Genomic DNA, 14874 nt, shown 5'->3' on the forward strand with positions numbered 1-14874 from the left:
GGATTTATAGTCGGACAAGCTTAGCAATTGTCAATTTGTTGAACTAAGCTGCGTGGAACTATCTTTTCGATGTGCAAAGAAAAGCCGTAAGTTTAATCAAATCGACGTTCGCTATGCTTCGTTTCTTTGTAAACCCTGGCATAAGGCATGCATAGCCAATCGCACATCGCTAACGCTCGTTCTCTTGGTGTATGAAATTAACAAGCCTTAGGCGCAAATCGAATGCAAAAGCTACTTGAAGGAAATTATTCTATGTGCTATAATTTATATATATCACAAGGAGGTTTTACTATTACCACGGTAAAAATCAAAAAACAATTTTTTTCATATATAATTCCGTCGCTCTCTGCCATGATCATCTTTAGCCTATATTCAATGGTTGACGGCTTTTTCGTGAGTAAATACGTCGGCGTCGAGGCTCTAAGTGCGGTTAATCTTTCAATGCCTTTCATAAATATAGTTTTCGCACTTGGAATAATAGCTGCAGTCGGCTCGCAGACTATGTGCGGCGTTTTGATTGGCAGGAAAAATTACATGAAGGCTAATAAAATTTTTAGCTTCAACATAAAAACTGTGACAATTTTTTCAATAATATTGACAGTGCTTTTTTATTTTAATATGGATAGAATTGCGCTACTTTTAGGTGCGAGAGGCGATTTAAAACCTTTAGTCATTGAATACATCGGTCACATCGTGTATTTTGTGCCATTCTTAATGATTTCATATAATTTCGAAGTTTTGGTCAAGGTCGATGGTTTTCCGCGCTTGGCGGTCGTAACGGTTATTACATGCGGCTTAAGTAACGTAATTTTGGACTACGTCTTCGTTGGTCTAATGGGTAAGGGCCTCGCAGGTGCAGCAGTTGCAACGGGTATATCGCAAGTCATCTCGACAGTCGTCTACCTAATTCACTTCACCATCGGCAAGTCGAATCTTGAGTTCACCCATGTAAAATTCTCGCTCGATACGCTCAAATCCATCTTCACGCTTGGTGTTGGCGATTTCGTTTCAGAGGTCGGCATCGCGATGATAGTTTTGTTCTACAATTTATTCATAATCAAGTTTTTGGGCGAAAAATCCATCGCCACGTTCTCGGTAATTAGCTATGTCAATAATCTTGCCCTCACTTGTTTTGCAGGCATAACGCAAGGCACGCAGCCACTTCTAAGCTATTATTATGGTAAAAAAGATTACGCTAGCCTCAAAAAGCTATTTCGTCTAGCAACTGCGGCGATATTTGTAACGGGAGTTGTCTTTTTAATGGGATCACAGCTATTTCCAGAGAGAATATTTAGGATATTTTTAAATGTAGACAAGGAAACCATGGCGTACTCAGTAGAATCGCTTCGCAAATTTTCGATATCTTTCATGATAACGGGCTTCAACGTCTTGATAGCAGCCGTTTGCGTGTCATTCTTAAAGCCAAAGTACTCAGTCACAATCAATATCTTGAGAAGCTTCGTGACCATATATTTGGCGCTTTTCGTCTTGACCATGGTCGAGCCAAGGCTAATATGGTTCGCTTCGGCAGTATCAGAGGCAGTGACGTTGATATTTGCTTATTATTTCTATAGAAGGCTAAGCCGCGAAAATCAAGAGAAGTACGAATAAATTTATCTAATAAATATAAATATAGACATGAAAAAACTGTGAGATTCTAATTCCCACAGTTTTTTTGATATTTTTAGTTTTAAATAATATACTAGTTCCTTATATTATATAAAGGAAGAATATTTTTTATAAATTGAAAAGTATAATTTACTACGAAGAACAAAAGTCGCCAAACCAATTTTGTGGAGCACTTAGATGAGATTGGCGTAGTACAGAATTTTTTGGAGCGAGGTGTGCTAGAGCACTCCGCAGCGACAAAAGAATTCGAAACTAGCCAAGATCGCTAAGTGAACACAAAATTTAGCGGATGTCGATTATTTCGTCATAAACTATATTATCATCTCCGTCAGGTCCAATAACCGTCACTGGCGCATCCTCTAATTTTTTCAATTTTTCTACATATTTTTTCTTTAACAAATCCAAATCCGTATCCAAAATTTCTATATATGTCTTCAAATCGTCTTCTTCTGTCAGACCTTGAAGCATTCTCACAAAGGCAAGTTTGCCCTTTTGTCCCTTGCCGTACGCTTTATTATACTTAAGTGTCGAAGCGATCTTTCTTCTTTCAAGCTCGTCTTGGTCAAGTTCGCATCCCTCCAAGAACTCAGCCGATTTTCTCATAACCTCAAAGCTTCTCGAAACGTGCGGATCTCTAAAGGTAAACTCTGCAAGGTAGTCAATGCCTGCACTTAAGCCATCACCATATGCGCCGCCCTTAGCACGAAGCTCTGTGTGTAGGTAGTCATTTGACATTATTTGTCTTAAAACTTCTGCATCGCCGTCATTATCACTATCTAGGTCAGTCGCCATAGCGTTGAAATAAACTTTGGATGAAACGATTAATTTAATATTTTTCTTTTCAATATTTTTTTCTATGTTAATGGCTGGAGCATCCACGCTCTCAAGTGAAGCTTCTAGCTCTGCTATAGCCTTGTCTAGCTCTGGAATTTTGCTTTCGAATGAATAGTGCGATAGAAAACCATTTCTTCTAAACATAGTTTTCATTAGTCTTTCATAGTCTTTTATCTCTTCGTCCTTAAGTTCATCAAATTTTGTCTTCAATTCTTTAAGGTGAATAAATTTTTCTATGCCATGAAGCTTTAGCGTAAGTCTCTCTTTTTCAAGGCTTTGCGCTTTCGCCACATCCATCGCAACGTTTGAAGCTATATTTAAAATATTATTATCAAAGTCTGAAACGCTCTCCAAAACGTTCATCTTAAGGACTTTTTCGTCGCTCGGATCGGAGCACTTGATGATCTCATCAATTAGTTTCATCGCGTCCATTGCCTTATCTTTAGTAAATTTCGCGCTGCATTGCACAAACGGTGTCAATTTGCCGTTCTTGTAATTTTTCACAACGCTCGCAGCAAAATTTATCGCGCCAGTAGTTTTGAATATGTCTGTCTCAAGCTTTTCTCTCGAGGACTTTGTAGTTTTGATGTCAGCAAGTAGATCAGTTAAATTAGCGACTTTCACGTAATCCTCCTCGGCAATATGAGAAATGTCGAAGAATAAGTTTAGATAACAAATTTTGCTATCTTCCTTAGAATAGTATGCTGAGTCAGAAATTTTTTCAAGCGGCAGTTTTTCAATATCGCGTGGCAAATCACTTAATTTAAGCGTTGGTATGCTAGATATGGCTTCCTTACTATCTTGTGCTTCTTGCATAGCCTTTAGGTCTTCATTTTCCTTAATTAGCGCCTCAAGCTCCTCATCCGAAAGATTTGCCTTGAACTCGTCAAGCGCCTTTCTTTCAGCTTCGTCTCTGTCCTTGTAAAAATCTTTAACTGGATAAAAATCAATTAGCTTAGCATCTTTATGAACATCTTTCACAAAGTTTATAAAGGCACTCTTATCCTTCTTAAGCTCCTCAAGTGTAGCATTATACGCAAATGCAGCCCGTGGCGACTTGTCAAATAGCCACATAGCCACAGCTTTTAGCGCAAGTGCAATGCCCTTAGTTGCAGTATTTGCAAACTCTTTAAGTGTAAAGTCCATTAAATTAAGCGCTGAATCGTAGATATCAACATTGATGCGGCCAGATTTTATATTTTCTAGCTCTTCTTCAACAGCATCTTTGTAAATGTTTGCCTTGCCGCCATCTGCGTCTTTTAAAATCATATTTATGTCAGTGAAGTTACCATTACCATAGCCATAGTTGGAGTAACTTAATAAATCACTCGCGATACCCATCTCTTGAATCTTTTTCTTAAGCGGCGAATTTGAGAAATAGCTTAGGTACTTACTCAAAAACTCTGTCATAATGCTATCACGAGTATTGTCGATATCGCCTGTGATGAAGCTATATGCATAATTGTGCTTATCTGAGACATCGTTTGGATAAGCGCGCTCAATAAATTTTTTACTGTCCTTAGCTAAACACATGCCAATTTTATTCGGAATTTCTTTGTAATCGTAAGCTGACAAAAATTCGTCCAAATGTTCAAGTTCTGCGTCTACGTCGCCATCGCCATACAAAACAGTGTAGGAGTTCGATGGGTGGTAGTGCCTTCTGTAGTAGTCAAGAAGCTCATCGTAAGTAAGTTTGATGATATCGTAAGGGTCGCCGCCTGAGTTGAAAGCGGGATAATTACCTGGATACATCTCTTCTTGCATCGCTTGGTAGATGAACTCTTCCGAGGAGGACATAGCGCCCTTCATCTCGTTATAAACAACGCCTTGGTACTGAATTTCGTCATTTTTATTAAAAATTTCGCGTCTAGTGCCTTCTTGAAGGAAGACTCTCTTGTCCGTTAATAGTCTTGGATTAAAAACAGCATCTAGATAAACGTCCATCAAATTGTAAAAGTCCTTCGCATTTCTTGATGAAATCGGATAAACTGTCATGTTTTGGAAAGTCATCGCGTTCAAAAACGTTGCAAGTGATGATTTTGCAAGGTCCATAAAGGGCTCCTTCGTTGTGTATTTTTTTGATCCAGATAAAACTGCGTGCTCAATTATGTGCATTATGCCCTTTGAATTCTCTGGAATCGTTCTAAATCCTATCATAAATGCCTTGTTGTCATCGTCATTTTCAAATTTTATGACCCTAGCCTTAGTCTTTTTATGTGTAAAAATCTTGTATGCTGAACTTATTTCGTCTATAAATCCACTCTCCACTAGAGAAAATTTTTCGTTCATTAAATCACCTCAATTATCATTATTGTAACACAGCCGTCTTAACTATGTCAATGGCAGCCCCATCCGTTAGCTTAATTAAATCTTCTGGGCTTATTTTTATTTGCAAACCGATTTTGCCTCCGCTCACATAAATATATTCCTTATCCATCGCCGATGCGTCTATAAATGTCCCAAGTTTTGTCTTCATGCCAATGGGTGAGCAGCCACCATGCACGTAGCCTGTTAGTGGCAGTAAATCCTTTTGTTTGAGCATGTCCATTTTTTTAGCGCCAGCTGCCTTCGCCGCTTTTTTTAGGTCAAGCTCCATCGCCACGGGCACTATAAAAACGAAGTGTTCCCCTTTATTTGTCTCAGTAACGAGGGTCTTGAAAACCATTCTTTCATCTTCATTAAGCGTATGAGCAACGTCGACCCCACTGATTCCAAGGCTCGCATCGTATTCAAATTCTTCATATTTCACGCCCGCCGCGTCTAGTAGGCGCATCGCATTTGTCTTTTTCATAAAATCACCTACCTTATTATACCCAAAACTATTGTCAAAACTATTGTCATAGATAAGCTTTTGTGCTATGATTTAATTAAGGAAGGTGGATTTATGCTGCTTGTTAAAAACGCAAATTATAATGGTAATGGTGTTGATATCTTATCTTTAGACGGCAAAATTACCAAGATAGAAGAAAATATAAAAAATTATTATGGGATTGAAGAGATAGATTTAAATGGAAAGAGAATTTTTCCATCGCTAATCGATGGCCACGTACACGTGACAGGTGGCGGTGGAGAGATGGGTCCTACCTCGCGCGTTCCCGAGATAAAGTATGAGGACATAATTATGGCTGGTGTGACTACTGTAGTTGGCTTACTTGGGACTGATAGCACGACTCGTTCGGTCGAAAATCTTGTATCGAAGGTAAAGGCGCTAAATGAGTACAACGTCAGAGCCTTTGCACTTACTGGTGCCTACGAATATCCTTCTAAAACCATAACAGGCTCGGTCAAAAAAGACATCACTTACATAAGTGAGATAATCGGCTGTAAGCTAGCAATTTCAGACCACAGAGCAAGTTACATCACAGAAGACGAACTCGTAAGGCTAGCGAGCGAGTGCTACCTAGGCGGCCTCTTCGCTGGCAAAGTAGGCGAATTACACATGCATACGGGCGGACTGGGTAAGGAAGGCCTTTCAAAAGTCTTCGCAGTTCTTGAAAAACACGAGATCCCGATCAAGACATTCAGGCCGACTCATTGCAAAAATATAGTTGACGACGCTGTTAAGTTTATGAATATGGGTGGATACGCGGATTTTACTGCAGGAGAGAGCGGTTTAGATGCGATCGATTACGCGATAAAAAACGCGCCATTTGATAGAATCACGCTTTCATCAGACTCGAACGGCTCTGTGCCTATCTGGTCCAAGGACAAGGACCTCTTAGGTATAGGCGCTGCAAAGATTACAGAGCTTTTTGATACTATAAAGGCGCTTTGCAAAAATTATGGATATGAGCTAAAGGATATGATTAAACTTGCCTCGACAAACGCAGCGAAGGCGCTTGAAATAGACAAAATCACGGGCGAGATAAAGGAAGGGCTTTCACTTGACCTTATGGCGCTTGATGATAATGATGGTATTGACACAGTTATTAGCAAGGGAATTCTTGAGATGAGTGACAAAAAAGTGCTTCGCAAGACTAATTTTTCTGATTTTTAGGAGGATATATGACAATTATAGCTACTTGGAAAATGGCTTTAAATGGCACAAAGCTCGCACGTGAAGCGCTTTTAAATGGTGCTGCACTTGAAGAAGCCTTGATCACGCTAATAAAAGATGTTGAAATGAACGAAGATTTTCACTCGGTCGGCTACAGCGGCCTACCGAACGAAGATGGCGTAGTTGAGTGCGATGCAGCCATCATGAACGGGGACAATCTGCATTTTGGTGCGGTTGCTGGCCTTAGAAATATAAGGAGCGCTGTCTCAGTCGCTTATACCCTCATTGATAATGAATACAATAATTTTTTAGTCGGCGAAGGCGCCTTGAAACACGCTAAAGAAATGGGTTTTAAAGAAGAAGAGATGCTTACAGACGAAGCAAAAAAGCTCTGGCTCGAAGAGAGGGCAAAAAAACCAAAGGTGTATAAGGGGCACGATACAGTCTGCGGCCTCATCGCAGAGAAAGGAAGATGCATAGCGGCAACATCTACATCGGGACTTTTCATGAAAAAAGTGGGCCGTGTGGGCGACTCACCACTTGTGGGTCCCGGTCTATATGCAGACAGTGAAGTGGGCGCCGCAGCTGCAACAGGCGTCGGCGAAGACATAATTAAAGGAACATTATCCTATGCAATTGTAAGTTTAATTGCGAGTGGATTAAGTCCTCAAGACGCCGCTACAAAGTCAGTCATGGATTTAGACGCAAAACTTAGGGCGAAGGGCGAAGAGCCGCGTGATTTCTCAGTAATTGCAGTTAATAAGGACGGAGCATGGGGCGCCGCCACAAATATAGCCGAGTTCCCATTTATAGTAAGCGAAGATGGTGGCGAAACGGCGATGTATATAGCAAGAGACTTTGGTAGAGAAATAGAAAAGATTAAATAAATGAAATAGATTAGATTAAACGAAAAGGGCGAGAAAAAACCTCGCCTTTTGCTGTGTGTATTTATTTTTTCATGTCTGAAGCTCTTTTTACAAGATCCTTATAATACTTTTCATCGCTTTTTATATAAGCGTTTTCAATCATATTGCTAGATAAATCAGCTTTTAATAAAATTAAAAATTCGTCGCTATTTAGCTTTATATCATCTAGCTCACTTGGCATTGGCAAATCCAAATCGTTTTCATAAAGAGTATTTATTACCCCATTTAAAACGTCTTTCGTGTTTACAAAAAGTTCATCTAAAGTCTCAGCATCAGTAAAGCAAGCATCAAAATCAGGAAAATTAGCGTAATAAACGCTATCTTCATGCCTAACAAGACAAGGATAAATTGAAATATTTTTCTTAATATTTATTTCACTTGGCACAAAAACTTCAACAAGCATAGTTCTTTCATTGTCTTGAAGTGTTAAATCTTGCAATTTGCTCGGATCAGGTAAAAAATCTTCATCTTCTAAAATTCCTTTTATAAGTACAAAAAGCAGCTCTTTTGCGTCTTTCATTAGATCCTTGTCATCTTCATTACTAGTATAAATATCAAAGTCAGGAAAATATGTTTCAGTAGAGCCCTTATCAAAATAAGTGACAATCGCTGGATATGTGTAATAATCAATATTTTTCATGCTTAGCCTCCTTGTGTATTTCTATTAAAATGGCAAATACGCCGCAGCCATTGCTATTATCAGTGCTGGAAGCATATTGGCAACGCTGACTCTCTTATCGAAGACTAAATTGATGCCGATGCACGCGATTAAAACTGATCCAACAAGCGAAAGATAGTCAATTGCAAGATCTGTAACGTATGGCGCGATGAGTTTGGCTAGACAGGTGATACTCATTTGCAAGATGAAGACTGGTACGAAAGAAAAAGTCGCTCCCTTACCCATTGACGCGGACATGACGAAGACGACGATGAAGTCCAAAACCGCCTTTATAGCCAAAGTTGAGTAATCGCCTGCTATTCCTTCTTGCATCGATCCTACTATTGCCATAGCGCCGATCGAGACTGTTAATGACGTTGTGACGAAAGCCGCGATAAAGCCTTGATCTGAATCGCTCTTAGTCTTCCTCTTAAGATAGGCGCCGAAACGCTCGAAACCCTCTTCAATGCCTATGATTTCGCCAATTAGCGCGCCTATCGCAAGTGATATCACTAGGAGCATGGCTCTGCCGCTTTTAAGCGTGCTGCCTGAAATGCTGAGCATGCCTTGCATTGAGCCTGCAAGTCCTATGAAGAATATGCTCACGCCCGATGACAGTACGAGCGCTTTTTGTACTTTTTTATTTAGTATTTTTGAGAATATCCTTCCCAAAATGCCAGCGACGATGATGGCTGCACAGTTAATTAATGTGCCTAGACCCATTATTCTAGCGCCTTCTTTAAAACATCTCTAAGTGCTTTGGCGTCAGGCGCGTATAAAACTTTGTAATTTTTTGGTTTTGCGCCGAAGTAGATGGCTTTCATGCCGCTCGCAAGTGCGCCGAAAACGTCTGAGTCTATGTTGTTGCCTATCATTATTGACTCATCTGCACTAACACCAGCCATTTTCATAGCGCCAAAGAAAAACTTTGTATCTGGTTTACCATAACCAAAGTCGCCTGAAGCGAAAACGTAGTCCATAAGCGCGTCAAGACCTAGTGTTTGCGCCTTTCTATGCTGAATTTCGCTGATGCCGTCTGTGATCACGCCAAGCTTATGACCGGCAGCCTTTAAATCCTTTATAAGCTCTAGCATGCCGTCAATGGCCTCTGTGTAGTCGAAGCGTCTTTTCAAAAATGCCGCGAAAAATTCTTCTTTTGTAGTTTCGCCCAAAATGTCTTTTACGTCACTATAAACCCCATTCTTAAAAAGTTCAAGCCTTTCTTCTTCGTATGGCTCCTCCATAAGTAGGTAGTCAAGTGGGTCTATGCCGATCGTTTCGTTGTAGGCAAAGTCCAAGTGCCTTATCATGCGCGAGCGAAGTGCAGTCCTTATGCGGCCTCTAAACTCGTCAGCGTCCATGTCGATGTGCAAATCCATTTGCGCGCGCTCAAAAATCAGTAAATTTGTTTTAGCAGTTGCTAAAATAGTGTCATCTAGATCGAAAAAGATCATATATAAATTCCTCCATTATTATTATATTTATCATTTATATTATAGCACAATTTGTAAATATTATCGTGGCAAGATTATTTTTTAATTTTTCGGAGCACTTAGATGAGATTGGCGTTGTGCAGAATTTTTTACTGATAATATTTATATTTTTGCTTATAAAATCAAACAGGTTTTGCGGAGCAATCGGATGGATTGAACGATGTGGAGCTTCGAAGCAAGCGGAGCGTACAGATGGTACTCGAGCATTGCTGAGAAGCGAATGAGTTCAAGGCGCCGATTGAATGCGAAATCCTATTCTTTAAAATTTTATTCCTTACTCCATATTTGCCACTTCTTCATTTCCATTCGTCTTAGTTCTTTCTCAGTATTATTATCTATATACTCTTTTAGTTTTCTTATCATATCCGCTTTACCCTCTGGGAATTTCGCAAGTAAAGGCAGTGGATTGGTTTTGTGCGTTGCCTTGATAACCGTATTCGTCTCAAGATTTTCTAGTATATAGATTTCTTCGTCTAAAACTTCTTTTACCCGCAGCCTTGTAAATTCTTTCGCGCGAACTATGTCCTTAAGTGGCGCACGCTTGAAAATTACAGTCGTCACGAAAACTATTTCGAATGGCTTTATCTCGTTTAATAATTTTGCTGTCTCAATTCTATGAGCCATAGTCATCTCTTTGCCACCGAGGCCTAGCATTATGTATACGGAGTAATTAATTCCAAGCCTTTCAAGCTTTTTGCAGGCTCTTAGGCTATCCGAAACGCCGTGACCTTTTTTGTGAAAGCTCAAAACTTCGTCCGAACCGCTCTCAAGACCCAAGCATAGCCTATCCATACCCATAGCTTTAAGCCTAAGCAGCTCCTTATCAGTTTTACGAAGAACGTCACTTGCGCGCGCAAACATCGATATGTACTGGACTTCAAAATATTTGTGTATAAGATTGAAAACATCTTCAAGGAAAGAGGCTTTTACGCATAAGGGGTTCCCCTCAAGCAGTGTAAATTTCTTGGGGCTGCGTCTCATATTGTCATATTTAGTTTTTTCGCTGCACAAATACTCCTCGATTTCGTTCAGCTTAAAAATGTGAAATTTTTGCCTAAAATTCAGATCGCAGTAGAGGCATTTTTGGTAGGAACAGCCAGATGTCACGGGCACCATCACATTGTGCATCTCGGGCATCGGCGTGTACATGTAGATTGGATAAAAGCCTTCCATTATATATCACCTCTTGATTTATATATATCAAATAAAAAGCCTAACATTAAATGCTAGGCCTAATATAAGCGAAAACCTCGCTTGCTTTCCTTGTAAGATAATTATAGCCTGCTTAATATTTTTTGTCAAGTTTTATATTCTTTGAACTTATCTTTAAGTATTATTTTATCAGATGTAAAATTTTATTTCAATATACAATAGGTTTTTCACAAATCGAATGCAAAAGTGAAATCTTAATTAATTCTTAAGAAAACTTAAGAGATTCTTAAGGTTTAATTAAGAAATAATTAAGATTTGTGTATTATAATTAACTCATAAAGATAAAAAAGGAGTGAAAACTATGAAAGAAATTTTAAAGGTAAATTCTGTAAGCAAGGTTTACGGCTCTTTCTACGCACTAAAGGACGTTAACATGTGTGTAAATGAAGGCGAGATCTATGGCCTTGTCGGCAAGAACGGCGCTGGTAAATCTACTTTACTTAAAATCATAACTGGCCTTAGCTACCAAACAAGTGGTTCTATCGAGCTTCTTGGCGATGCGGGCGCAAATATTAACATAGCGAGGAGAAGGACAGGTGCTCTAATAAATAGGCCTTACTTCATTCCAACGCTTAGCGCAAGGGACAATCTTGAGTACATCGCGATCAACAGGGACATCAAGGACAGAAAGACGAAGGTAAATGAAACTTTGGAGCTTATCGGCCTTGAAAATACTAAGAATAAGAAGGCGAAGAACTTCTCACTAGGTATGCAGCAAAGGCTTGCCATCGGTATCGCGCTTATCGATGACCCGGTCTTTCTTATACTAGACGAACCGATCAATGGTCTTGACCCTATCGGTATCAAGGAGATTAGGGACCTTATCAAGCTTGTTAATCAAGAGAGAAAGACTACTGTCATGATCTCGAGCCACATTCTAAGCGAGCTTAACATGGTTGCTACTAAGTACGGCTTCATTGACAATGGTAGACTGATCCAAGAGATTACTAAGGCGGAGCTTGATGAAAAGCTTAAATCATCGACAAAGATCAAGGTTGACGACGCTGCCAAGGCTACTATAGTTTTGGAAGAGGACATGAAGCTTCATAATTACAAGGTTTTAGCTGATAATGTTATAGCCATCTATGATAATGTTTCATCGAGCGCTATATTCAAGGCTTTTGAAGCAGCTGGCGTTGAAATCATCGACATAAATCAAACTAAGGAAGAGTTTGAATCATATTTCTTAAGCTTAGTAGGAGGTAGAAGAGATGTTTAATTTTATTAAAGCAGAATTTTTTAGAATTAGTAGGAGAAAGTACAATGTGGGTCTATACATCTTCGGTTTTGTGATGTGTGCCTTTGTCTTATCCGTCTTCGCAGGATTTCAAAAGAGCAGATTTGATGTAGACAAGGACCTTACAATGATGTTCTTTACTTTAGGTCAAATAATGTCTATAGCATCCATACTTATACCTCTAATGGTAAACCTTACAGCGCTTGAACCATATGCATCAGGTGCCATCAACAACAACTTAGCTCTTGGTCAATCAAGGATGAAGATTTACCTAGCAAACGCAATTATTTCCTTCCTATATATCTTAGTTTACATGATAATTATGTTAACTATACTTATAGGCGGCGGCGCACTTATCGCACCTATCAGTACCGCATCATATGCAGATTTGATGAAGAACTTCCTTATAGGCTTTGTATATCTACTACCATGTCTATGGTTTTACGTGTCCCTAGTCTTGTTCTTCCAAATACTTACAAGACACAGATCATCAGCCATCGCCATCACTTATGTTGCCATGGCGATCTTCACACCAGTACTTTTAATAGTTATAGGTAAGTTTGAATTGCCTCAAAGTTTAATATTCTTATCACCATCGAAAATAACTCAATCTATAGCTTCAATGATGGGTAGCTACGGATTTGACTTTTTGCGTGGTATTACTTATACAAATAATGTTTTAAATGTTAACACTATGCTTTGCATCATGCTTGGCTGGATAGCTCTTGTTTGGGCTGGCATCTACTTTGTAGGTAGAAAAAGAGAATTTTAATGAAAAGGATATTTCCTGCCATAATTATAACAGCGGCGCTAATTTTTTTAGTAGCCGCTCTTGGTTTAGATTTGATGACTGTTGTTATTGTGCTTTTAGCTCTTGTGGCATATCTTTCTTACACCATATACCTATCAAGAAAAGAGCTTAGGGAGTTTCGCGAAAACCTTGAGGACAAGGAAGCAAGCGAGATTAAGGTCGCTTTGCAAAGCTATTCTTACACGGGTGAATTGAATGAGATCTGCAAGATAATTGAAGCGATCATTGACTCAAAGAACACCATGGGTCAAAAGTACAACGCTTCGATTGAGAACCAAAACCTGATGATTACAAACATCTCGCACGATTTTAGAACGCCTCTTACGTCCATCATGGGCTACATCGATGTCTACGAGAAGACTAGGGACGAGAAGTACCTTGAGATAATCAAGAAAAAGGCCGAGGAGTTAAAGGGTCTCATCGACGGTTTTTATGATTTTTCAAGGCTTGTGTCGAAGTCCTACAAGATTGACAAGAGGGTCTTTAATCTCGATGACTTTATCAAGGAAGAGATAGTGAATTACTACGACTACTACATTGCCAAAGGACAGATGATTGATGTAGAGCTTGATAGAGTGAGGTGCTTCCAAGACGAGAAGAATCTTAAGATAGTTGTCGACAATTTGATTTCAAATATGATGAAGTACTCCGAAGGCGAGGACAAGATTGAGCTAAAGCTGAAAGATGGCTACTTCGAGCTCAAATTTTCTAATCTTGCTCAGATTGAAACGGATGACAGTATAGAGAGAGTTTTCGAAAGGAACTACACTATAGATAAGTCGAAGAATGATGCGTCGAGCGGATTGGGACTGAATATTGTGGAGAATTTATGTGAATTGATGGGACTAGAAGCAACAGTCTCATACGAAGATGATATTTTTACAATTACAATCAAAGGCAAGGCCTTAAACAAATAAAAAATAAATTTATAATAAAACTCATTGAAGCGAATGATATTTAATTATCATCGCTTCTTTTTTCGCGATTTTTTACTATTTTCATAGAAAAATAAAAAATATGTTTATATTTTCATTTACTGGGTATAAATAAGTCAGAGATAGTCAAAGGAAGTGATATTATGGAGTATAAAGATTATTATAAGATATTAGGTGTCGATAAAAAGGCCTCTGATGCTGAGATTAAGAAGGCTTTTAGGACGCTTGCCAAAAAGTATCACCCTGATTTGCATCAAGGTGACAAGGCGAACGAAGAAAAATTTAAGGAAATAAATGAGGCTTACGAGGTTCTCTCTGACAAAGACAAGAGACAAAAGTACGACGCTTTCGGCTCTAACTATGACTTTAGAGGCGGACAAAACTTTAACCCGAACGATTTTGGGTTTGGCGGCTTTGGCGGTGCTAATGGTAATGGCGGCACTTATTACAGATACGAAACAAACGGCTCTGGTGGCGACTTCTCCGACTTCTTTAATATGTTCTTTGGTGGCGATTCTCAATCAGCTTCAGGAAAAGGATCAGGCTTTAATATAAATGACATTTTTGGCGGAAAAGCGCAATCTAATAAAAAATCGGGCTTTAATATAAATGACTTATTTAGAGGAAAGGCAAAAAAAGAGAGACAAAGGTACAATACTGAGCTATATATCACGCTTGATGAAGCTTATAAGGGCTCAAAAAGGTCAGTTTCACTTAATGTGGACGGCAAAAACATTAGCATAAATCTTAATATACCAAAAGGAATTACAGCTGGCAAGTCCATAAAAGTGGCTGGCGAAAAATGGGGCGTAAGTGGCGACATCTATTTCAAAATTCAATTCTTGAAGGACAGCCGCTACGAACTTGACGGCCTTGACATCAAAACTAGCGTCGACATCTACCCTTGGGGCGCGTATTTCGGCTGCGAAAGAGTGGTCGAAGTCTTTGACAAGAAGATCAAGATCAAGGTGCCAAAGGGCTACGACGTAAGCAAGCTTATGAGGATCAAGGGCAAGGGCTTTACTGATATGAAGGGCGCAACAGGCGATTTATATATCAGATTTAATATGGTGAACCCAAAACTTGATGAGGAAAGCGAAAAATTATACAGAGAATTAGAAGAAAAATATAAATAAATATAA

At 39.2% G+C, this 14874-nt stretch carries 13 protein-coding genes; 7 read left to right on the forward strand and 6 right to left on the reverse strand.

What is annotated here, in order from left to right; translation table 11 throughout:
* Positions 1 to 252: 252 nt before the first annotated feature.
* Complete coding sequence (locus tag M1R53_RS00170) at positions 253 to 1611, forward strand: MATE family efflux transporter (RefSeq protein WP_249242634.1); 1359 nt, start codon at positions 253 to 255, stop codon at positions 1609 to 1611.
* A 300-nt stretch (positions 1612 to 1911) separates the two neighbouring features.
* Here the strand turns inward: M1R53_RS00170 and M1R53_RS00175 are convergent, their stop codons facing one another.
* Positions 1912 to 4752: an insulinase family protein gene (locus tag M1R53_RS00175; RefSeq protein ID WP_249242635.1), complete on the reverse strand. Its 2841-nt coding sequence runs from the start codon at positions 4750 to 4752 to the stop codon at positions 1912 to 1914.
* Positions 4753 to 4771: 19 nt separating this feature from the next.
* The gene (gene ybaK / locus M1R53_RS00180; protein ID WP_249242636.1) at positions 4772 to 5254 is read right to left on the reverse strand and encodes a Cys-tRNA(Pro) deacylase; all 483 of its coding nucleotides are present in this window, start codon (positions 5252 to 5254) and stop codon (positions 4772 to 4774) included.
* Between the two features lie 93 nt (positions 5255 to 5347).
* Here ybaK and M1R53_RS00185 point away from each other — a divergent pair, with 93 nt between their 5' ends.
* Positions 5348 to 6460, forward strand: coding sequence for an amidohydrolase family protein (locus tag M1R53_RS00185; protein ID WP_249242637.1), 1113 nt, complete (start codon positions 5348 to 5350; stop codon positions 6458 to 6460).
* A gap of 8 nt (positions 6461 to 6468) precedes the next feature.
* Complete coding sequence (locus M1R53_RS00190; protein WP_249242638.1) at positions 6469 to 7347, forward strand: glycosylasparaginase; 879 nt, start codon at positions 6469 to 6471, stop codon at positions 7345 to 7347.
* Between the two features lie 61 nt (positions 7348 to 7408).
* On the opposite strand, the gene M1R53_RS00195 is transcribed toward M1R53_RS00190, so the two are convergent.
* The 4 genes from M1R53_RS00195 to M1R53_RS00210 form a co-directional block, all read right to left on the reverse strand.
* Positions 7409 to 8026, reverse strand: a complete 618-nt coding sequence (locus M1R53_RS00195) for a type II toxin-antitoxin system HicB family antitoxin (protein ID WP_249242639.1) — start codon at positions 8024 to 8026, stop codon at positions 7409 to 7411.
* A gap of 24 nt (positions 8027 to 8050) precedes the next feature.
* Positions 8051 to 8767, reverse strand: coding sequence for a DUF554 domain-containing protein (locus tag M1R53_RS00200; protein ID WP_249242640.1), 717 nt, complete (start codon positions 8765 to 8767; stop codon positions 8051 to 8053).
* Complete coding sequence (locus tag M1R53_RS00205; RefSeq protein ID WP_249242641.1) at positions 8767 to 9498, reverse strand: HAD family hydrolase; 732 nt, start codon at positions 9496 to 9498, stop codon at positions 8767 to 8769. The genes M1R53_RS00200 and M1R53_RS00205 overlap by 1 nt, the downstream gene beginning before the upstream one ends.
* A gap of 306 nt (positions 9499 to 9804) precedes the next feature.
* Positions 9805 to 10710 (reverse strand): radical SAM protein, encoded by a 906-nt coding sequence (locus tag M1R53_RS00210; protein WP_346428864.1) that lies wholly within the window; start codon positions 10708 to 10710, stop codon positions 9805 to 9807.
* A 340-nt stretch (positions 10711 to 11050) separates the two neighbouring features.
* Here M1R53_RS00210 and M1R53_RS00215 point away from each other — a divergent pair, with 340 nt between their 5' ends.
* From M1R53_RS00215 to M1R53_RS00230, 4 genes are all read left to right on the forward strand, one after another.
* Entirely contained in the window at positions 11051 to 11968 is a 918-nt protein-coding gene (locus tag M1R53_RS00215; protein WP_249242642.1) for an ABC transporter ATP-binding protein, read from the forward strand.
* Entirely contained in the window at positions 11961 to 12758 is a 798-nt protein-coding gene (locus tag M1R53_RS00220) for a hypothetical protein (protein ID WP_249242643.1), read from the forward strand. Before M1R53_RS00215 ends, M1R53_RS00220 begins: the two co-directional genes overlap by 8 nt.
* Complete coding sequence (locus tag M1R53_RS00225) at positions 12758 to 13714, forward strand: sensor histidine kinase (RefSeq protein WP_249242644.1); 957 nt, start codon at positions 12758 to 12760, stop codon at positions 13712 to 13714. Before M1R53_RS00220 ends, M1R53_RS00225 begins: the two co-directional genes overlap by 1 nt.
* 161 nt (positions 13715 to 13875) lie before the next feature.
* Complete coding sequence (locus tag M1R53_RS00230) at positions 13876 to 14868, forward strand: DnaJ domain-containing protein (protein ID WP_249242645.1); 993 nt, start codon at positions 13876 to 13878, stop codon at positions 14866 to 14868.
* Positions 14869 to 14874 lie beyond the last annotated feature (6 nt).

This window comes from Fenollaria massiliensis (genome assembly GCF_023347705.1).
GTDB classification, from domain to species: Bacteria; Bacillota; Clostridia; order Tissierellales; family Peptoniphilaceae; genus Fenollaria; species Fenollaria massiliensis.

Coding starts and splice junctions, on each gene's coding strand:
- M1R53_RS00195 (WP_249242639.1), bottom strand. CDS start 8,026: ATGAAAAATATTGATTATTACACATATCCAGCGATTGTCACTTATTTT.
- M1R53_RS00220 (WP_249242643.1), top strand. CDS start 11,961: ATGTTTAATTTTATTAAAGCAGAATTTTTTAGAATTAGTAGGAGAAAG.
- M1R53_RS00190 (WP_249242638.1), top strand. CDS start 6,469: ATGACAATTATAGCTACTTGGAAAATGGCTTTAAATGGCACAAAGCTC.
- M1R53_RS00185 (WP_249242637.1), top strand. CDS start 5,348: ATGCTGCTTGTTAAAAACGCAAATTATAATGGTAATGGTGTTGATATC.
- ybaK (WP_249242636.1), bottom strand. CDS start 5,254: ATGAAAAAGACAAATGCGATGCGCCTACTAGACGCGGCGGGCGTGAAA.
- M1R53_RS00215 (WP_249242642.1), top strand. CDS start 11,051: ATGAAAGAAATTTTAAAGGTAAATTCTGTAAGCAAGGTTTACGGCTCT.
- M1R53_RS00205 (WP_249242641.1), bottom strand. CDS start 9,498: ATGATCTTTTTCGATCTAGATGACACTATTTTAGCAACTGCTAAAACA.
- M1R53_RS00200 (WP_249242640.1), bottom strand. CDS start 8,767: ATGGGTCTAGGCACATTAATTAACTGTGCAGCCATCATCGTCGCTGGC.
- M1R53_RS00225 (WP_249242644.1), top strand. CDS start 12,758: ATGAAAAGGATATTTCCTGCCATAATTATAACAGCGGCGCTAATTTTT.
- M1R53_RS00175 (WP_249242635.1), bottom strand. CDS start 4,752: ATGAACGAAAAATTTTCTCTAGTGGAGAGTGGATTTATAGACGAAATA.
- M1R53_RS00210 (WP_346428864.1), bottom strand. CDS start 10,710: ATGGAAGGCTTTTATCCAATCTACATGTACACGCCGATGCCCGAGATG.
- M1R53_RS00230 (WP_249242645.1), top strand. CDS start 13,876: ATGGAGTATAAAGATTATTATAAGATATTAGGTGTCGATAAAAAGGCC.
- M1R53_RS00170 (WP_249242634.1), top strand. CDS start 253: ATGTGCTATAATTTATATATATCACAAGGAGGTTTTACTATTACCACG.